At 62.9% G+C, this 19,447-nt stretch carries 14 protein-coding genes, 1 tRNA gene and 1 pseudogene; 9 read left to right on the forward strand and 7 right to left on the reverse strand.

The features are described from left to right. Window positions 1-11: 11 nt before the first annotated feature. The 5 genes from JQ627_RS17935 to JQ627_RS17955 all read right to left on the reverse strand — a co-directional run bounded on the left by JQ627_RS17935 (window position 12) and on the right by JQ627_RS17955 (window position 5,991). Window positions 12-1,490, reverse strand: a complete 1,479-nt coding sequence (locus tag JQ627_RS17935) for an ATP-binding cassette domain-containing protein (RefSeq protein ID WP_212485477.1) — start codon at window positions 1,488-1,490, stop codon at window positions 12-14. Then, entirely contained in the window at window positions 1,490-2,416 is a 927-nt protein-coding gene (locus JQ627_RS17940; RefSeq protein ID WP_212485478.1) for a branched-chain amino acid ABC transporter permease, read from the reverse strand. Before JQ627_RS17940 ends, JQ627_RS17935 begins: the two co-directional genes overlap by 1 nt. A 1-nt stretch (window position 2,417) precedes the next feature. Beyond that, window positions 2,418-3,293: a branched-chain amino acid ABC transporter permease gene (locus JQ627_RS17945; protein WP_063981675.1), complete on the reverse strand. Its 876-nt coding sequence runs from the start codon at window positions 3,291-3,293 to the stop codon at window positions 2,418-2,420. Window positions 3,294-3,395: 102 nt separating this feature from the next. Continuing rightward, window positions 3,396-4,640: an ABC transporter substrate-binding protein gene (locus JQ627_RS17950; RefSeq protein WP_212485479.1), complete on the reverse strand. Its 1,245-nt coding sequence runs from the start codon at window positions 4,638-4,640 to the stop codon at window positions 3,396-3,398. Between the two features lie 247 nt (window positions 4,641-4,887). Then, a complete protein-coding gene (locus tag JQ627_RS17955) occupies window positions 4,888-5,991 on the reverse strand; it encodes an FAD-binding oxidoreductase (protein ID WP_212485480.1) in 1,104 nt (367 codons plus the stop codon). A 225-nt stretch (window positions 5,992-6,216) separates the two neighbouring features. On the opposite strand from JQ627_RS17955, the gene JQ627_RS17960 reads away from it, so the two are divergent. Beyond that, entirely contained in the window at window positions 6,217-8,106 is a 1,890-nt protein-coding gene (locus tag JQ627_RS17960; protein WP_212485481.1) for a peroxidase family protein, read from the forward strand. Between the two features lie 85 nt (window positions 8,107-8,191). On the opposite strand, the gene JQ627_RS17965 is transcribed toward JQ627_RS17960, so the two are convergent. Next, window positions 8,192-9,409: an SMP-30/gluconolactonase/LRE family protein gene (locus JQ627_RS17965; RefSeq protein WP_212485482.1), complete on the reverse strand. Its 1,218-nt coding sequence runs from the start codon at window positions 9,407-9,409 to the stop codon at window positions 8,192-8,194. Between the two features lie 305 nt (window positions 9,410-9,714). Here JQ627_RS17965 and JQ627_RS17970 point away from each other — a divergent pair, with 305 nt between their 5' ends. The 7 genes and pseudogenes from JQ627_RS17970 to JQ627_RS18000 all read left to right on the forward strand — a co-directional run bounded on the left by JQ627_RS17970 (window position 9,715) and on the right by JQ627_RS18000 (window position 14,929). Next, window positions 9,715-9,960 (forward strand): hypothetical protein, encoded by a 246-nt coding sequence (locus tag JQ627_RS17970; protein ID WP_014493145.1) that lies wholly within the window; start codon window positions 9,715-9,717, stop codon window positions 9,958-9,960. A gap of 548 nt (window positions 9,961-10,508) precedes the next feature. Continuing rightward, on the forward strand, window positions 10,509-12,071 hold the full coding sequence (locus JQ627_RS17975; protein WP_212485483.1) for a 2-isopropylmalate synthase: 1,563 nt from the start codon (window positions 10,509-10,511) through the stop codon (window positions 12,069-12,071). Between the two features lie 80 nt (window positions 12,072-12,151). Continuing rightward, a pseudogene (locus tag JQ627_RS39785) lies at window positions 12,152-12,490 on the forward strand (hypothetical protein); the annotation flags it as partial. Between the two features lie 14 nt (window positions 12,491-12,504). Beyond that, the gene (locus tag JQ627_RS39060; RefSeq protein ID WP_249143156.1) at window positions 12,505-12,708 is read left to right on the forward strand and encodes an autotransporter adhesin family protein; all 204 of its coding nucleotides are present in this window, start codon (window positions 12,505-12,507) and stop codon (window positions 12,706-12,708) included. Between the two features lie 166 nt (window positions 12,709-12,874). Then, on the forward strand, window positions 12,875-13,888 hold the full coding sequence (locus tag JQ627_RS17990; RefSeq protein WP_212485485.1) for a TRAP transporter substrate-binding protein: 1,014 nt from the start codon (window positions 12,875-12,877) through the stop codon (window positions 13,886-13,888). Between the two features lie 198 nt (window positions 13,889-14,086). Continuing rightward, the gene (locus tag JQ627_RS17995) at window positions 14,087-14,695 is read left to right on the forward strand and encodes a Spy/CpxP family protein refolding chaperone (RefSeq protein WP_212485486.1); all 609 of its coding nucleotides are present in this window, start codon (window positions 14,087-14,089) and stop codon (window positions 14,693-14,695) included. A 158-nt stretch (window positions 14,696-14,853) separates the two neighbouring features. Further along, window positions 14,854-14,929: transfer RNA gene (locus JQ627_RS18000), tRNA-Lys, on the forward strand. 57 nt (window positions 14,930-14,986) lie between these two features. On the opposite strand, the gene JQ627_RS18005 is transcribed toward JQ627_RS18000, so the two are convergent. Then, window positions 14,987-15,688 carry a hypothetical protein gene (locus tag JQ627_RS18005; RefSeq protein WP_212485487.1) on the reverse strand — a complete coding sequence of 234 codons (702 nt, stop codon included), beginning with the start codon at window positions 15,686-15,688 and terminating at the stop codon, window positions 14,987-14,989. A 585-nt stretch (window positions 15,689-16,273) separates the two neighbouring features. Between JQ627_RS18005 and JQ627_RS18010 the strand changes: the two genes are divergently transcribed. Further along, the gene (locus JQ627_RS18010) at window positions 16,274-18,844 is read left to right on the forward strand and encodes an ATP-binding protein (RefSeq protein ID WP_212485488.1); all 2,571 of its coding nucleotides are present in this window, start codon (window positions 16,274-16,276) and stop codon (window positions 18,842-18,844) included. The last annotated feature ends 603 nt before the right edge of the window (window positions 18,845-19,447 follow it).

A 19,447-nucleotide genomic window follows, 5' to 3' on the forward strand; every position in this document is an offset into this window, starting at 1 on the left:
ATACGCGCGAATTAGAGAAAGTCGGCGCCGGCCTCGGCGGCGAAGCGGCCGGGATCGCCCTCCCAGACGATCCGCGCATGCTCGAGCACATAGACGCGGTCGGCATGCGGCAGGGCGAAGGTCACGTTCTGCTCGCCGAGCAGCACCGTGATCGACGTGGTCTGCCGCAGCTTCGTCAGCGCCTTGGACAATTGCTCGAGGATCACGGGAGCAAGGCCCAGCGTCGGCTCGTCCAGGATCAGGATCTGTGGCTGCATCATCAGCGCGCGGCCGATCGCCAGCATCTGCTGCTCGCCGCCCGACAGCGTCTGTGCCATCTGGCCCTGGCGCTCCTTCAGGATCGGGAACAGCTCGAACAGCCAGGCGAGCTGTGCCGCGCGCTTGTCGTCGGCGAGATGCTGCCCGCCGAGATCGAGATTTTCGCGCACGCTCATCTCGCCGAACAGCTCGCGCGATTCCGGGCATTGCACGAGGCCGCTGCGGGCGATCTTGGCCGGGCTCGTGCCGCGCAGCTTGTCGCCGCTGCGCACGATCTCGCCGCTATAGGGCAGGAAGCCGGAGATGGTGTTGAACAGCGTGGTCTTGCCGGCGCCGTTGAGGCCGACGACGGAGACGAACTCGCCCTCGTGGACGTGGATCGAGACGTTCTCCAGCGCCTGCGCCTTGCCGTAGAACACGCTGACATTCTCGACCTGGAGCAGCGGCACCTTGTCCTTGAAGCTGGTCTCGGGCCGCGCATGGGTCTCGATGGCGCCGCCGAGATAGACCCGGCGCACGGTCTCGTTCTTCATGACGTCCTCGGCGTTGCCGGTGACGATCTCCTCGCCGAGATACATCGCGAGCACGCGGTCGACGAGCGCGGCGACGCTCTTGACGTTGTGGTCGACCAGCATGACCGCGCGACCCTCATCGCGAAAACTGCGGATCAGGTCGGAGAAGACATCGACCTCCGCCCGCGTCAGCCCGGCAAACGGCTCGTCCACCAGCACGACCTTCGGGTCACGCGCGATCGCCTTGGCGAGCTCCAGCCGGCGCAAATCGGCGAAAGGCAGCGTCGGCGGTCGGCGGTTCATCACGCTGCCCAACCCGACGCGGTCGGCGATCCACTTGGCGCGCTCGACCAACGCCTTGTCGGGAAACAGCATGAACAGGCTGTCGGGCAGCAGCGCCACCAGGATATTCTCCAGCACCGTCTGCCGGTTCAGCGGCCGCGAATGCTGGAACACCATGCCGAAGCCTTTGCGCGCGATCTTGTGCGCGGGCAGGCCGGCGACGTTCTCGCCCTCGAAGATGACCTCGCCGGCGGTCGGGCGCTCGATGCCCATCACGCTCTTCATCGCGGTCGACTTGCCCGAGCCGTTCGGCCCGATCAGACCAAAGATCTCGCCGGCGTTCACCTCGAAGCCGAGGTTCTTCACCGCCGTCAATCCACCGAAGCGTTTCGTCAGCCCGCGGACGTCGAGCACGGGCCGGTTTGCGATCATATCCATCACGAGCGCGCCTCACGCGAGAGGGCCGCTCCGAGGAAGCCGCCGGGGAAGAACAGCACGACGAGGAGCGCGACCGCCGAGACGATGAAGGTCGCGAGCTCGCCGGTGGGACGCAGGAATTCGCCGGCGACGATCAGGAAGATCGCCCCTAACGCCGCGCCGAGCACGGTGCGCCGGCCGCCGAGCACGGCCGAGACGATCACGTTCACGCCGACCGCGACGTCGACGACGGTGCCGACCGAGGCGGTGCCGAAATAGAACACCAGCAGTGCCCCTGATAGCCCCGAGAAGAACGCGCTGACGATGAAGGCGGCGAGCTTGTGCTTGACGATGTTGAAGCCGAGCGCGCCGGCCTGCACCGGATCCTGGCCGCTGGCCTGGAGCACGAGGCCAATCGGCGATTGCGACAGGCCGTAGAGGATCGCCGCCGAGATCGTCATGAAGCCGAGCGCGATCCAGTAATTGGCGCCGGCATTGATGGTGATCACGTCGGGGATGGTCAGGCCGATCTCGCCGCCGGTGAGATCGGCGAACACCACGATGAAATTCTGCAACATCAGCACCGCGACCAGCGTGGTCAGGCCGAAATACGGTCCGCGCACGCGCAAAGCAGGCAGCGCCAGCACGAGGCCCGCGATGACGGAGGCGAGCGCCCCCAGCACGATGCAGAGATAAACCGACCAGCCGAACTGGGCGTTGAGAATGCCGGCGGTGTAGGCGCCGACACCGATCAGGAAGGTCGGCCCGAAATTCACTTCGCCCGCGAAGCCGAACAGCAGGTCCCAGGCCATCGCGAACACGCCGAAATAGAACGCGACGGTGAGCAGGCCCAGCACATAGCCGGAGACGTAGAACGGCAGCGTTGCCGCGATGATGACGAGCGCGACCGAGATGAAGAACAGGCGCGAGGTGAAGAAGGTGGACATCTCAGCGCCTCCCCAGAAGGCCCTGGGGCCGGATATACATCACGAACACGAGCAGCAGCAGCGCCGGAATGGTGCGGTAGGCCGGTGAGACCAGGTAGGCCGTCAGCGTCTCGAGATAGCCGACCACGAAGGCCGCGATCAGCGAGCCGGAGACGCTGCCGAGGCCGCCGAGCACCACGATCGAGAACGCGCTCGCCGTCAGCGGTCCGACGCTGTAGGAGCTGACCCCTAAGAACATGCCGAGCAGCACACCGGCGATGCCGGCGAGGATGCCGTAGATTCCCCAGACCACGATGTAGATGTTGGTGAGCTCGAGCCCGAGCAGCGTCACGCCGCGCGGGTTCATCGAGGCCGCCAGCACCGCCTTGCCGGTGCGGGTGCGATTCACCAGCAGCCACAGCAGCGCGATCACGAGGCAGCACACGATCGCGGTGAAGATCTCGTTCTTCGGCGTGCGGACCCCGAGGATCTCGACCACGCCTTCGACGATCGGCAGCACGGTCTTGGCGTTGTTGGTGAAGAAATAGGCGATCAGCTCCTGGATCATGATGCCCCAGAGCAGCGTTCCCGTGAGGACGAAGATCTCCTTCTCCTCATTGGGGATGCGCCGGGAGTCCTGAATGGGCTTGACCACCGCGAAATAGGTCGCGAAGGCGGTGAGGAGGGCGACGGCGACCCCGATCAGCGCGCCGGCATAGGTGCCGACGTTGAGGATGCTGGCGGCGGCCCAGGCCGCTACCGCTGCGGCCACCATGATGGCACCGTGGGAGAGGTTGAGCACGCCGGAGACGCCGAAGATCAGGGTGAAGCCGGTGGCACCGAGAGCGTAGAGAGCGCTGATGGCAAAGCCATCGATCAGAATCTGGAAAGCTCGCATCTATGATTAGCCAGGTGGCAGTGCGACTGCCGCTTTGAGGGAAGGTGCTGCGGAGAGCCGCATGTGGAAGCTCCCGGGAGATGATCCCGGGAGCATTTCCTGCTAGTTGCTGAGCTTGATGAAGCTCGGGAACTTGACGTCGACCTTGGCGACGTCCTTGGGCCAGACCGCGCTCTGCTTGCCGTCCTGCCATTGCAGCATCAGCCCGGTGATCAGGCCTTTGCCGTATTTGATCGAGTGGGTGAACGGATCGTCCTTGCCGTAGAACTGGACGCGGCCGATCGTGCCTTCCCAGTCGGTCTTCTCGAGCGCGGCGACGAGCTTGTCGGCGTCAGTCGCGCCGGCGCGCTTCACCGCGTCGGCGATGTAGTAGACCTCGTCATAGGCGGTGTAGCCGGCATAGGAGGGATAATTGCCGAACTTCTTCTTGAAGTTCTCGGCGAACGGCACCGATTTCGGCGTCACCGCGACGCCGGGCCCGGAGACGCCCTGATAGAGCACGCCTTCGGCTGCCTGGTTGGTGTCCTTGCCGAAAGTCTCGTTGGTCGCCTGCGAGGAGATGCCGAACATCGGGATCGGCACCTGCTGGTTCTTCCACTGCACCGTCGGCTGCACGCCCACATGGGAGATGCCGGTGATGATCACATCGGGCTTGGAGCCCTCGATCTTGTTGAAGATCGGCGTGAAGTCGGTGGTGTCGGGCGAGAAGCGGATGTGGTCGAGTACCTTCAGCCCGATCTTCGGCAGGCATTCCTCGTAGCCGACGTCGAGCGGCTTGGTCCACGCGGCGTCCTCGCTCATGATGACCGCGGTCTTCATGTGCATCCTGTCGACGAGGAGGTCCTTGGCGCCGTCGCAGACCGAGCGTGCCAGCGCGGCCGAGGTCAGATAGCCGTGGAAGGTGTACTTGTTCTTCTCGTAGTCGGAATGGACACTCTTGCTGATCTCGTTGGAGGCGGCACCCGGCGTGACGAACGGCGTCTTCAGCCGTGAGGCCCAGGGCTCCAGCGCCAGCACGACCTCGCTGATATAGCTGGCGATGACCGCGTTGACCTTGTCCTCGTTCACCGCGCGCTGGAACGCACGCACTGAATCCGCCGACGAGGAGTGATTGTCGTAGGAGATGATCTCGATCTTGCGGCCGTCGACGCCGCCATTGGCGTTGATCTCTTCGGCAGCGAGCTGCGCCGCCTGTGGAATGGAGGCGCCGGCGATCGCCTGCGCTTCCGCGATCACGCCGATCCTGATGGGATCGGCTGCAAGTGCCGCGCCTGATGCTGCCATCACCGCGCCCGTCGCGGCCGCACCGAGCGCTATTCGCAATGCAACAGAGAGTCGTTTTTTCATGTTGTTCTCTCCCTTTGGACAGGCCTCTTGTGAGCCATTATGTCGCGACTATAACGGCGATGGCATTCTCGGCAAGTGAAACCGCGTTCAGGATTGTGAGAGACGGACTAAAGTCTAGCGCTGCGCAAATTGCGGGCAGCAGAGCTACTGGACCCGTTTCACGCGCAGGCATGCAGATTTCGTCGATGGGCATGCATGAGCATCGCAGGCGCATAACAATGCGATCGATGAGCAGCGTGTCGTTGGTTCAGCGCGCTTGCAGCAGCGACGGATCGAGCGGCTGGAGCCGGGCGGGATCGAACGGACCGAGATCGATGTCGCGCGTTGCATCGTCGGCAATCAGCTGCGCCATTGCCTCGCCGGTGGCGGGCGCATTCAGGATGCCCCACACATTGTGTCCGGTCGCAACATAGAGGCCTTCACTTTGCGGGACCTGGCCGATCAGCGGCAAGCCGTCCTGTGTCACCGGACGGAAGCAGGCCTGCTGTGCGATGATCCTCTCGGGCCGGAACAGCGGCGACAGCCGCCCGGACATGGTTTGCAGGCGCGCAATCGCGTCCCGGTCCGGCGTTACGGCCGCCGGATCGAGCGGTAGCGGCGCGATGTCCGAGAGTGCCGTGATATGAGTGCTGCCGTCGGCGCGTGGAAAGACCTCGATCGACACGGCGCTGCCGTCCTCGTCATGCTCCAGGAACAACGCATCGGCCGGCACGTTGGGGCCAATGTCGTACACGATGCTCGGGCTGCGCTGGCCATAGACAGCGGGCAGGCGCATCCATTGTGCGGCGAGCAGTGACCACGGCCCCATCGCGATCACGACGGCGTCCGCTTCGATGATGCTGCCTTCCACCTCGACACCTTTTGCCCGCGCGCCATTCGCATCGCGCACGATGCCCGTGATGCGGCCAATGCGAAGCTCGGCGCCCTGCGCGACTGCGGCGGTCATCACGGCCGACGTGAATTTGCGGGGATGAACGATCGCGGTCGTCTGCGTCGTACCGATGCGCTGCGCGATGACGACGCCGTTGGCGAGCCAGCCGAGCGCGGATGGTGCATTCCGGCGCGGATCGCCGTCGGAAGCAACAAAGCCGCTATACGCGGTCATCGGGCGATAGCCCCAATCGCCCGCGATCTCCTCCGCCAGCCGCGCATGAAGCAGAAAGCTTCGCCGCGCGAGTGCGTCGAGCGGCGTGCCAGCGCACCAGTCACGCGCCAAGAAGCCGCCGGCCTTGCCGGAGGCCGCGGCCGCAACCTCGGTCCGCTCGACGACGATGACCTCGATGCCGTGGCGACGGAGAAACCAGGCGGCGCAGGCCCCGATCACGCCGCCGCCGCAGATGATGACGCGCATGGCTTGTTCCTTGGATAGTGCTGCGCTGATGCGCGCAACATCGCCTGTTCGGCACGATCTTTCAGGCGAAGATTGCCGCTTCGCCGCTAGAGGTGCAATTCTGTCGTATATCGAATGTCGTCACTCAACGATCATGCGAGCGTCATAAAGAATCACAAAAGCGTCATGCCGCAAGCCGCCAATGGAGCAGGCGCTGGGGCGAACACTCTACGGGGAGGGTAAACCATGGCGCTCAGATTCCGCAGCATCGACGGCTCCAACAACAATCGTGCGGATCCCACCTTGAACCAGGCCGACACCGACTTTGCTCGGCTGGGGCCGGCAAATTTCGTCGATGGGGTCAATGAAATGACGCCAGGTCCGAATCCGCGCGAGATCAGCAACATTGTCGTGGCGCAGACGGATATTGGCGATGACGAGGAAGGCCCGCATCTGGAGGATGACGCCGGCGTCGCGCTGTCAGGCATGATGTATGCGTGGGGCCAGTTCATCGATCACGATCTGGATCTGCAGAAGGAGGGCACAGGCACGGATGATATCTCGATCAAGGTCCCGGCTGATGATGAGTTTCTGCCGCCCGGCAGCATGATCGCGTTGACGCGGGTGGCGATCGATCCTGCGACGGGGGTCACCGGGCATCCGGCAGCCGCGATCAACACGGTGACGGGTTGGCTGGACGGATCGCAGATCTACGGTTCCGACGCAGCCACCGCAGCGAGCCTGCGAACGGCCGACGGCCATATGAAGGTGTCGGCGGGAGACAATCTCCCGATCGTCGAGACCGAGCACGGTAACGTCTTTGCGGCCGGTGACGTACGGGCGCAGGAGAATCCCGACCTGACCGCCTTGCAAGTCTTGTTTGTGCGCGAGCACAATTACCAGGTCGATCGACTGCACGAGGACCATCCGAACTGGAGCGGCGACGAGCTATACGAGACGGCCAAGGCCATCACCACGGCCGAGATGGTCAACATCACCTACAACGAGTTCCTGCCGCATCTGTTGGGCGAGGACGCCATCAAGCCGTACCAAGGCTATGACGGCACGGCGGACGCGCGGATCACCGAAGAGTTTGCCGGTGCGGCCTTTCGCTTCGGTCACTCCATCGTCTCCGACGAGATCAGTGCGACCAGCAACCTGGGTGCCCTTACGTCGGAGCAGACGCTGGCGCAATCGTTCTTCGAAGACACAGCGACTTTCAAGGCGACTGGTGCGGATGGCCTGCTGCGGCATCTGGCGGGGGACCTGGCCAACCCGCTGGACGCTCACATTGTCGATGGCTTGCGAAACCTCCTGTTCGATCCTCCGGACAGCATGGACCTGGCAGCGATCAATATCCAACGCGGCCATGATCTTGGGCTGGGTACACTGAACCAAACCCGGGAGGCGCTGGGGCTTGCGCCTTACACCAGCTTCGATCAGCTCAGCTCTGATCCGGCGACGGCAGCAGCGTTCGAGAAAGCCTATGGTTCGATCGATGCCGTCGATTTGTGGGCCGGTGGATTGGCTGAGGATCATGCGCCAGGAGCCGTCATCGGGCCCACCTTCGGCATCATCATCGCCGACCAGTTCACCGCTTTGCGCGACGGCGATCGCTACTACTTCGAGAACCAGGGTTTCGATAAGCAGACCCTGAATGAGATAAAGAGCACCACGCTGTCGGACCTCATTCTGCGCGATACCGATACCACTGCGATGCAGAGCGATGCCTTCGTCGCCACCGAGCGGCACAGCGGCACGCTGGGCGGCGTGGACCCGACCGGAGAAGAGGCTGCAGCAGGCATGGCGCAGCTTGTGGTCGGATCTCCCGGCAGGGATACCCTGACCGGCGGAGATCTGGATGACACGTTGGTCGCCGCGGGCGGCCGCATGACCATGACCGGGGGTGCCGGTGCCGACACATTCGCATTCGACCTTGGTGAGCTCGCAGGTAAGCACAACACCGCGGTCATCACCGACTTCGATCCCAAACAGGACAAGCTGCAATTTTCAAACGACGTTCAGGTCACGAAATCATCTGACCATCATGGCGGAACGCTGTTGCAGGTCGGCTCCGAGATCATCGACCTGCTCGGCGTAAAGCCGCATGAGATGCATCTTCACGAATGGGGATAATGCTGGGTCGCTTCAAACGAGCGATACAGCATCATTCGGCGCCGGCGAGGAACGCCGGCGCCGTGGTGCAATCCGTGCTTGCCCCTCAGCCCGGACCGGCGCCTTGCGTCGCCGTGTACACCGCGTAGAGCGACTGGCTCGCGGCCATGAACAGGCGATTGCGCTTGGGGCCGCCGAAGCAGACGTTGCCGCACACTTCCGGCAGGCGGATGCGGCCGAGCAGCTTGCCCTCCGGCGACCACACCGTCACACCGCTATAGCCGACGGCGCGGCCGGCATTGCTGGATGACCAGACATTGCCGTTGACGTCGCAGCGCAGGCCGTCGGGCCCGCACTTCACCCCGTCGATCACGCAGTCGCTGAACTTCTTCACGTTGGACAGCTTGTTGTCGGCACCGACGTCGAACACGAAGATATCGCCCTTGCCGCCGGGCCCGGTGTCGCCCGGTCCCTTGCCGGTCGAGGCGACATAGAGCTTCTTGTAGTCCGGTGAGAAGCACAGGCCGTTGGGATCGGGCACCTGATCTTCCGTGACGACGAGGTCGATGCGGCCACTTGGATCGATGCGATAGCAGTTGGTCGGTAGCTCGCGCTTGCCCGGCACGAAGCCGGCCGGCTGTCCGATCCGCGGATTGAGCTTGCCGCCTGCATTGCTCGGGCCGCCGGCGACGTCGGGCTCGCCTTCATAGAGCTGACCGCCATAGGGCGGGTCGGTGAACCAGTAGCTGCCGTCGGGATGCGCGGCGACGTCGTTCGGCGAGTTCAGGCGTTTGCCCTGATAGGAGTCCGCGAGCACCGTGGCCGTGCCGTCGTGCTCGTAGCGCGTCACCCGCCGGGTCAGGTGCTCGCAGGAGAGCTGACGGCCCTGGAAGTCGAACGAATTGCCGTTGGAATTGTTGGAGGGCGCGCGGAACACGCTGACGCGGCCGTCGTCCTCGGTCCAGCGCATCTGCCGGTTGTTGGGGATGTCGCTCCAGAGGAGATAACGGCCCTGCGCGCTCCAGGCCGGGCCTTCGGCCCACAACAAGCCGGTGTAGAGGCGCTTGATCGCGGTGTTGGGCTGCGCGAGGTCGTTGAAGGACGGGTCGACCGCGATGATGTCGGGGTCCCAGAAATAGGTCGTCGGTGCGCCGCTGGGGCCGAAATCGCGCGGCGGGGTGGTGATCGTCGTTGGCGGTGCGGCGGGTCCGGTCTGCGCCAGCGCGGGGCCGGCCACGGTCGCCGCGGCGCCGAGCGCAAGTCCCCGCACAAGTGTTCGTCGTGAAAGCGCAGCATCCTGGTCGCGCTGCTCTGAGCGTTCCATTGCGTCCTCCCGGTTATGTTCGGCTGGCCGGTTGATCCGGCCGAGCGGACAAAGGTTAGTCCGGTCCGCGGCCGGTTGCGAGGGGCAGGTTCGCATCCCCTGCGCGATGGCAGGCTTGCGAAGGCTGGAACGCGGCGGCATTGCGGCGAGGCGAGGGCGGAAGCGACAATTCGTCCCGGTCTCGTCGTTCGGGGCCTGTCGTCGAGCTTTGTGCGGTTAACCGGAGCGGCTTTTAGGACGTGTCAAGCCTTGACCTCACGCGCGATGATGGCAGAACGTTTCCGGGGTATCAGCCGGAGTTCATTGTGTTAGCCGTTGTTGCACTGGTCATTGCCCTCGCCATCGCGTTCGCCGCCGGCTATTTCACCCGCGATCTCGCCTCTCGCAAACGACGCGCGGAGGCGCGCCGCTGGCGCGAATATACCGAGCCGGGCTGGCTCCGCGCCGCCGCACCTGCCAACACCAACGAGGCTGTCCCCGTCGCCACCGGTGAGCTCGGTCAGATGCTCGACCGCTGGGAAAGCAGGGCCCGCGCCCGCCGCGCAGGATAGCCTGACCGCAACGCGGGTGAGGGGAGCGACATCCGGGCGACCTTCCCGCATATCGCTCCGGTCTCGTGGGCTCCTCGCGCTGCCCGGCGACACCGTCATAATTTCCAGCTTACGTAATTCGGATTTGCCGGATGATCCGTGCGATGACGGACCGGTCGTCGCGCCGCACATTGCAGATCTGGTTGCAGGTCAGCCCTCCTGACCATCTTTTGGCGTTGCGGTTGCAGCCATTTCTCGTCTAGAAACGGCGCATCGAGCCTCCCGGCAACCAACCGTCAACGGTTTTGACCGAGGATTTGAGGGCTCAAAAGGGTCTGGCAATGCTGATTCGCGGCCAAATCGATGGGATTTCGGGGGAGGTGGCTCTGGCCGCCGCCACGATCCCGGCCGCGCTGCTGCCCACCCTCCTGATTGGCGGGCTTCTTCTTACTTGCCCCTGAGGGCCGGCTGGGCGCTGCGCGCCTGGGCACTCAGGGGTTGGTCGAGATCACCGGATACCTCAAGCGCCCAGCCAACCGACGGCGCAAAAGCTCAAAAGGAAATTTGCAATGGCCCCCGCGAACAAGTCCGACAAGGACCGCGTCATCATTTTCGACACCACCCTGCGCGACGGCGAGCAGTGCCCCGGCGCCACCATGACCTTCGAGGAGAAGCTCGAGGTCGCCGAGCTGCTGGATGATATGGGCGTCGACGTCATCGAGGCCGGCTTCCCGATCACCTCGCAGGGTGATTTCGAAGCGGTCAGCGAGATCGCCCGCCGCTCCAAGAATTCGATCATCGCCGGCCTGTCGCGTGCGCACCCGGCCGACATCGACCGTTGCGCCGAAGCCGTGAAATTCGCAAAGCGCGGCCGCGTCCACACCGTGATCGCGACCTCGCCGCTGCACATGCGGGTGAAGCTGAACAAGACGCCAGAGGAAGTGTTGGAGACCTCGGTTGCGATGGTGGCGCGCGCCCGCAACCAGATCGACGACGTCGAATGGTCGGCCGAGGACGGCACCCGCAGCGAGATGGACTATCTCTGCCGCATCGTCGAAGCCGTCATCAAGGCCGGCGCCACCACGGTGAACATCCCCGACACCGTCGGCTACACGGTGCCGGAGGAATACACCCACTTCATGAAGACGCTGATCGAGCGCGTACCGAACTCCGACAAGGCCGTGTTCTCCGTGCACTGCCATAACGACCTCGGCATGGCGGTTGCAAACTCGCTGGCCGGCATCGTCGGCGGCGCGCGTCAGGTCGAGTGCACCGTCAACGGCATCGGCGAGCGTGCCGGCAACGCCGCGCTGGAAGAGATCGTGATGGCGATCAACGTGCGCAACGACAAATTCCCGTACTGGAACAAGATCGACACGACGCAGCTCACCCGCGCCTCGAAGGTGGTATCGGCGGCGACCTCGTTCCCGGTGCAGTACAACAAGGCGATCGTCGGCCGGAACGCCTTCGCGCATGAGAGCGGCATTCATCAGGACGGCGTGCTGAAGGATGCTTCCACCTACGAGATCATGCGGCCCGAGATGGTCGGCCTGAAGCAGTCCTCGCTGGTGCTGGGCAAGCATTCCGGCCGCCACGCCTTCGTGCACAAGCTGGAGGAGATGGGCTACAAGCTCGGTCCGAACCAGCTGGAAGATGCGTTCACGCGGATGAAGGCGCTCGCCGACCGCAAGAAGGACATCTACGACGAGGACATCGAGGCGCTGGTCGACGAGGAGATGGCGGCGTCGCACGACCGCATCAAGCTGACCTCGCTGACCGTGATCGCCGGCACCCATGGCCCGCAGCGCGCGACCATGAAGCTCGACGTCGACGGCCAGATCAAGATCGAGGAGGCCGAGGGCAACGGTCCGGTGGACGCAGTGTTCAACTGCATCAAGCGCCTGGTGCCGCACGAGGCCAAGCTCGAGCTGTACCAGGTCCACGCCGTCACCGAAGGCACCGACGCGCAGGCGGAAGTCTCGGTGCGGCTGTCGCATGACGGCCGTTCCATGACCGCGCGCGCGGCCGATCCGGATACGCTGGTGGCGTCGGCCAAGGCCTATCTCGGCGCGCTCAACAAGATCGTCATGAAGCGCCAGCGCGATACGGTGACGACGGCAGCCGCGAGCTGACGCTTCATCCTCTCCAATTCATCGGCAAACGCGGCGCCCTCGGCGCCGCGTTTTTCGTTTGGCACACGAGGGCTCGGCCAATGGAATGGTGGTTGCTGCGGGGCGCCGCGCAGCTTGTGTTCGGTCTGGCCTCGAACTCCGTGATCTCGGGCAATCAGTACATCCAGATCGGCGGCTCGGCCGACGGCACGACGATCAAGGCCGGCGGCGACCAGGATATCCTCGGCGGTGGTATCGCGACCAACACCACCGTGGACGGTGGCACCCAGACCGTCTTCGGCGTTGCGATCCAGGCCACGGTCGCGAATGGCGGCCTCCAGCACGTTCACAACAATGCTTTCAACACCGTCGTCAACGCCGGCGGCCAGCAGAGCGTCTACGCCGACGGTACTGCGACCGGCACCACGATCAATGCCGGCGGAGTCCAGGTCGATTGGGGCGCCCCAACGCCACCATCGTCAACGGCGGCGTGCAATATGTGTATGGCAGCGCAACCGGTACAACGGTCCTGTCCGGCACGCAGCACGTGCAGGCCGGTGGCAGCGCTGATGACACCACGATCGGCTCGGGCGCGCTCGCCTTTGTCCATGCGGGCGGCACGATCGACGATGTGATCTTCGCCGGTCCCAATGCCTGAGCCAGTCCGGCAGATTTCGCCTCCGGATACCGCATTTTTGCAATCCGCCCCCTGCTAAGGGGCAATGGCGCCTGTGCCCGCTTCCCTATAATCCTGCCTTCAAGTCTTGAATCTAAGGCTTGGGGGCGACGGTTCGTGCCCCACCAAGAAACGTGCGGGAGGAAGCATGCGGAAACTCATTTGGGCTGCGGCATCGGTTGCGGTCTTGACCGGGGCGTTGGCCCTGACCGGGCCGGCATCGGCCCAATCGCCGATCATCATCAAGTTCAGCCACGTCGTTGCCACCGACACGCCGAAGGGCAAGGCGTCCGAGAAGTTCAAGGAGCTCGCCGAGAAGTACACCGGCGGCAAGGTCAAGATCGAAGTCTACCCGAACTCGACGCTCTACAAGGACAAGGAAGAGCTCGAGGCCCTGCAGCTCGGCAGCGTGCAGATGCTGGCGCCGTCCAACTCCAAGTTCGGCCCGCTCGGCATCCGCGAGTTCGAGGTGTTCGATCTGCCTTACATCCTTCCGGACCTGAAGACGCTGCGGAAGGTGACGGAAGGCCCGCTCGGCCTTCGGCTGCTCAAGCTCCTGGACTCCAAGGGCATCACCGGCCTTGCCTATTGGGACAACGGCTTCAAGCAGATGAGCGCCAACAAGAAGCTGGTCGCCCCCACCGATTATCAGGGCGTCAAGTTCCGCATCCAGTCCTCGCGCGTGCTCCAGGCCCAGTTCAAGGCGCTCGGCTCGCTGCCGCAGGTGATGGCGTTCTCGGAAGTCTACCAGGCGCTCCAGACCGGCGTCGTCGACGGCCAGGAGAACACCTGGTCGAACATCTATACCCAGAAGATGCACGAGGTGCAGAAGTACATCACCGAGACCAATCACGGCTACATCGGCTACGTCGTGATCGTGAACAAGAAGTTCTGGGACGATCTGCCGGCCGACATCCGCGATCAGCTGTCGAAGGCGATGAAGGAAGCGACCGACTTCAACAACGCGCAGTCGCAGAAGGAGAACGACGACGCGCTGGCCGAGATCAAGAAGAGCGGCAAGAGCGAGATCATCAAGCTCACGCCGGAGCAGGACGCGGCGATGCGCAAGGCGATGGAGCCGGTCTACAAGGACGCCGCAAGCCGCGTCGGCCAGTCGCTGATCGACGAGTTCCAGAAGGAAGCCAAGAGCGCGACGAACTGATCCGGATCGACGATGAATAAAGGGCTTCCGTGCAGCCTGCACGGAGGCCCTTTTTGTTGCAGAACGTTTCAGTCTGCATCTGAATGGAGATTCAGGGGAGTTACATCTTGGTAAGAACGCTCTCTCTGTCCAAGTTGTAAGTTGCGCGTCAGCCGTTCGGCGCTCATCCTCACCGGCATCCTTCCAGAGGAGGTTCGTATGAGGAAGTTCACCATCGCCGCCATCGCCGTGCTCAGCATCGCCGGCTCGGGCGCGGTCTATGCCCAATATCATCGCCCGTGGATGGAGCACTTCCGTCACAGCCGCATGAACCCGGAAGACCGCGCCGCCTTCGTCGACGCGCGGATCGCCGCCGTCCATGCCGGGCTGAAGCTCAACGCCGACCAGGAGAAGCTGTGGCCGCCGGTCGAGGCTGCCGTGCGCGACTTCGCCAAGCTGCGCATCGACCGCGCCAACGCGCGGATGAATGCCGGCCCGGGTGACGCCTCACGGGACGCCAACAAGCCCGAGGATCCGATCGCCCGCCTGCGCCAGCGCGCCGAGGACATGGGCACCAGCTCCGCGGCCCTGAAGAAGATCGCCGATGCCGCCGACCCGCTCTACAAGACGCTCGACGAGGGCCAGAAGCGGCGCCTCGCCGTGCTGACGCGCCACCGCGGCCCGTTCGGCGGCGGCGAGGACGGCCCGCCCCGGCACTTCATGGAACGCGGCATGGACCGCATGATGGAGCGCGGCATGGAGCACTTCCACCGCGACCGTTTCGACCGCGACGGCGGTCCGGACCGGGACCGCGAGGGCCGGCTCTGAGCCATCAGGGATTTTGCGGGGATTGCCCCTGGAGAAGCCGCTGGAATCCGGCGGCTTTTCGCTTCTTGGGGACTGTAGAAAAACCTTCACCACATCGCTTGCCATCCCCGGATCGCTTTGCTAAACGACCGGCCTCGCAAGGCATTTGACCGCCTTTCGGGCGCATAGCTCAGTTGGTAGAGCAGCTGACTCTTAATCAGCGGGTCCCAGGTTCGAGCCCTGGTGCGCCCACCAAGCTTCTCAATAGTTTAGGGGTTTGTCACGGTCGTCATTCCGACAGATGGGTCGTGGCTATTCCGACAAACCGGCTGCTTTTGTTCTTTTCTCTCGTCGTTTCTTGGTGCCGGAAATTAGCTGTTTCCGTGTGCGCTTTGCATAGGTCGGCAACTGCCGCGACGCGCAATGGCGGCCGGCGGCTCTGAGCTCGGCGTCCGCCAGATCGCTGTCGGCTCTCTCGGTGAAGCCGCCGTGGCGGAATGATGTAAAGGACAGCTCTTCGCGCAGATCCGCCGCACGGACGATCTTCTTCACGACCCCGCGTCGATAGCGAAGATCCTGCTTGGCTGTGATCCGGGGCAGCGGGGTCGGTGACCTCCGGTGCGAATGGTCGCGTCGAAAGACCAGGCCCGAGACGGTCGTCTGCTTAATTGCGTCCAGTTCGGCCATCAGCTCGGGGAAGAGGGTCTCGCCGGTTTCGTCGAACAGTGGCCACCAGGCTTCCTCGCCATTCTTCGGATGGACGATGCGAACGCCATTCGGACGCTCCTTCGGTCGATAGTGGCTGATCTCGAGAGCACCGAACACGTGCTCTTCTCGCTGGAGCCATTCCCACGCGACCAGTGCTGCCGTTGCCACGGATCGATAGCCAAGTTCGTTCGCCTTGGCGCGAAAGGCAACGAGCTCGTCCCAGGTAGCGGTAGGCGTCTCTCGCACCGGCTTTCCTGGTGCGCGGGTCTTTAGTCCCATTTTTGAGGATGGGTTGACGGAGGGCACTCTCTTTTCTTCTGCACGTTGTCCGACGAACCAGGCTGAGCGACATCGAAGAGAAGCGTCTCGGGATGATGACGGAGTCGTTGCCCCGGGACGGACTGCTGTTAGACGGCTGGATACCGTTCGTCTGTCCGCATCACTAGTCGAATCGATCCGCCGCTCAGCTGTGGGCGCTCAGGTCGGTGGGCTTATCGAAGCGGCGTAGGTTGCTGGGCTACATCGTTCGGATCATCAAGACGCGCGACCTGGTCAGCATATTAGTTGGCAGCGAAGTTACATCCGAGTTGCCGTTGATCTTGGCAGATACATGCGCGATGTCCGCTCAAAAAAACAGTACCAAGATTGTCGGTTCTGGCCGTACCACCGCGCGATGTCGTGGCGCTCGCGAGTAGGGCGGGATTGTAGGGGCGAAGATGCAACATGTGTCATTTGAATGCGGGTGCGGATGAAGCTCGCGCCGCGCGCATGTTCATCGTGCGGTCACTCGTGGTTCTCACGATCGTGATTGGAATGACGAACGCCTATAGGCGTATGGCCATTAGATTGAAATGCACAGCAAGCTCCGGGACGATTTGAATACGGCAGAGAATGACCATCTTGTCGCGCCTGTTGGCGCTTGTCGCAGTCGCGTTATTGCCTGCTATCTCGATTCAGGCGTACAACGAAGTTAACCTTCGACGCGCGCGCCAAGTGGACGTACAGAATCAGGCGCTCGGTCTCGCTAAGCTCGCCGCCGAACAGCAGCAACAGATCGTTCAGGGCATTCGGCAGGTCCTGATTGCGCTGTCCGAACTCCCTGCGATAAAGGCGAAAGATAGCAAGGGGTGCAATGCGGCGATGGCAGGGATGAGGTCCCGGTTTCCGGCTTTCCTCACGTTCGTCGCCACCGATCTGAGTGGCCAGCCCTTCTGCGATACAAACACAGATCGCAAGCCGGTGAATGTCTCCGGCCGTCCCTACTTTGCGGATGCGTTGAAGACGGGCGCGTTTACGGTGGGACAGTTCTCGATCGGTCTGTCCGTCGATCGGAAACTCATTCAGTTTGCGCTGCCTTTCTACGGAGATGATGGTCACCTAGGGGGCGTCATCATTGCGCCTCTCGGCCTGGACTGGTTAGCGGACTACATCGCGCGCGCGGGTGTTCCGGCGGGAGACGCGCTGGCCATCACCGATCGCAACGGCACCTACCTTGCCCGTTATCCGGACAATGACCGATTTGTCGGTAAGAAACTGGTTCGCGCTGGTGATGAGAGACCGTATGGCGACGGTCTCGCTGCCGACCTGGTTGATGTCGACGGCGTCGAGAGGATCGTGGGTTTCTCGGCTCTCGGGCCCGATTCTGGGGGACTTCGCGTCAGCTTCGGCCTCGACAAGGCGAACGCCTTTGCCGAGATCCAGAGTCGGACCCGACACGACATCTTCCTCATCGCCCTCAGCGCCATGATGGTGCTGGGCCTGACGCTGCTCGGCGCCCGGCAATTCATCCATCGGCCGCTCGGACTATTAGTTGACGCCGCGAATCGATGGCGCCTCGGCGACTATGCTCGCCGTGTGAATATCCGCGGCAGTTCTGAAATCGCTGGCGTAGCCGGCGCCTTCAACACCATGGCCGATGCGCTGGATCGCCGCGAGCAGGAATTGTCCGATGCAAAAGAGAAGGCCGAGGACGCCGCGGCCCGGCTTACGATGCTCTTCGAAAGCACGACCGACAGCGTGGTGATCGTCGACCACGATTGGCGGATCAGCTTCTTCAACCAGAGGGCCTGGTCTCAGATCGCTCAGGGGCGTGATCTCATTGGAATGCACCTGCAGGCGTCGCTTCTGGATGCCCCCGATACGGGAATCGTCGAGCAGCTTCGGGAAGTCATGTCGGACCGCCGTCCGGTTTCGTTCGAAGCGCACTGCCCTCGTCGTGCCGCTTGGTATGCGATCAACGCGTTTCCTTCTGGCGAAGGGATCGCGATCTTCTTTCGAGACGTCACCGAGCAAAAGCATGCCGTGGAGGCGCGCCAGCGCATCGAGGAGCAGCTTCATCAGAGTCAGAAGATGGAGTCCGTCGGACAGCTCACGGGCGGTGTTGCCCATGACTTCAACAACCTGCTTGCCGTCGTTTCGGGAAACCTTGATCTCATCGAGCGCGCGTCAAATGACGGCAAGATCCGGCGCTTCGCCGCGACTGCGCGGCGTGCCGCCGACCGGGGGGCGAAGCTCACCGCACAGCTCCTCGCTTTCTCTCGACGGCAAAAGCTCAACCCTAAACTGATTAATGCCAACGAGCTGATCTCCAACTTCCAGTGGCTCGTCCGTCAGGCGGTCGGCGCAGAATGCGAGGTCAGGCTGAAGATCGACGAGCGATTGTGGCTCTGTCGGGTGGATCCATCCCTGCTGGAGACTGCCCTTCTCAATCTGGCGCTGAACGGTCGCGATGCGATGCCGGGCGGCGGGGTGCTCGAGATCGAGGCGCGAAACGTCGTTCTGGATGGGGAAGCCGTCGCTGGATGTCCAGCCGGATCATATGTGAGGCTGTCCGTCTCGGATACGGGGCAGGGGATGTCTCCCGAGGTGCGCGACCGGATCTTCGAACCCTTCTTCACGACCAAGGAAGTTGGCAAGGGCACTGGCCTCGGTCTCAGCATGGTGTATGGCTTTGTCCGGCAATCCGGTGGGTATATTTCAGTCGAAAGTGCCCCTAACGCCGGCACCACGATCTCACTGTACCTGCCGAGAGCCAATCAGGAGGCTCGCGACGAGGTGGAAGCCGAGCAAACCCGGGCTACGCCGGGAGGCTCCGAGCGAATTCTTTTGGTCGAGGACAATGAAGATCTGTTAGAAGTCGTGTCTGCAATGCTGACGAGCTTCGGCTATCGGATTCGCCTTGCTCACAACGGCACCGAAGCCATCCGAATTCTCGACAGCGATCAGGGGTTCGATCTTCTGTTCAGCGATGTCGTCATGCCGAATGGTCCCAATGGCGTCGAGCTTGCTCGCGAAGCAAAGCGGCGGAACAGCAGGATCAAGATACTACTTACGTCGGGCTACGTGGGAGACGTGCTCGCGCGTCACGGGGCGACAGACGAGTTTCCGATTATTCAAAAGCCCTTTGGCGTGTCCGAACTCGCTCAACGTCTGCATTCTCTTCTTCAGAAAGAAGATAGTTAGGCAGGCACGAAGCCAGAAGGCATCGCCGTCCATAGCGACAACGCGAAATCGTCTCTAGAGCCAGCCATCTCACGGTTCTTGCCAATCGGGTCGAGGCAGCCATGCTCGAACGCAAGGTCCCTGACGTAACTTGAGGTGGCGCAGATCGATTAGCCGGTACCGGTTGAGCGCATGGTTACTGCCTCAATTTCGCGAGGGGCACCATGACCGAGCGACTTATTCAGGCAGGCATCACCGTAGGCACCGTGAACGCTGGCCTAATCGTTTGGCTGATCCTGACGCTCTGAGGTCGCGGCCTCTTATTGATCAGCTCGCGGCGGCAACGCCGGCCGAGGATGTGTTGTGTTCACAAGTGCACAATTCAGAATGCTTATTGTCCTAAGGGGAGCCTTTACCCAGCTCGTGATAGCGTGAAGACTAGCTGATTGCAGTCAGGGATCTTGGATCGTGTTAAGCGACCTCATTCTTCGCTGGCGATTGCGAAACTCATCGCTGGTCTGTCCTTCCTGTAAGATATCTGCCTGTCGCAATCTCTTCCGCCAGGGACGACACATGCTAGGCGAGCAAAGCCTTCAGTGTAACGAATGTGGAGCTTCCAGCGCG

This window comes from Bradyrhizobium liaoningense, assembly GCF_018130785.1.
Taxonomy (GTDB): domain Bacteria; phylum Pseudomonadota; class Alphaproteobacteria; order Rhizobiales; family Xanthobacteraceae; genus Bradyrhizobium; species Bradyrhizobium liaoningense_A.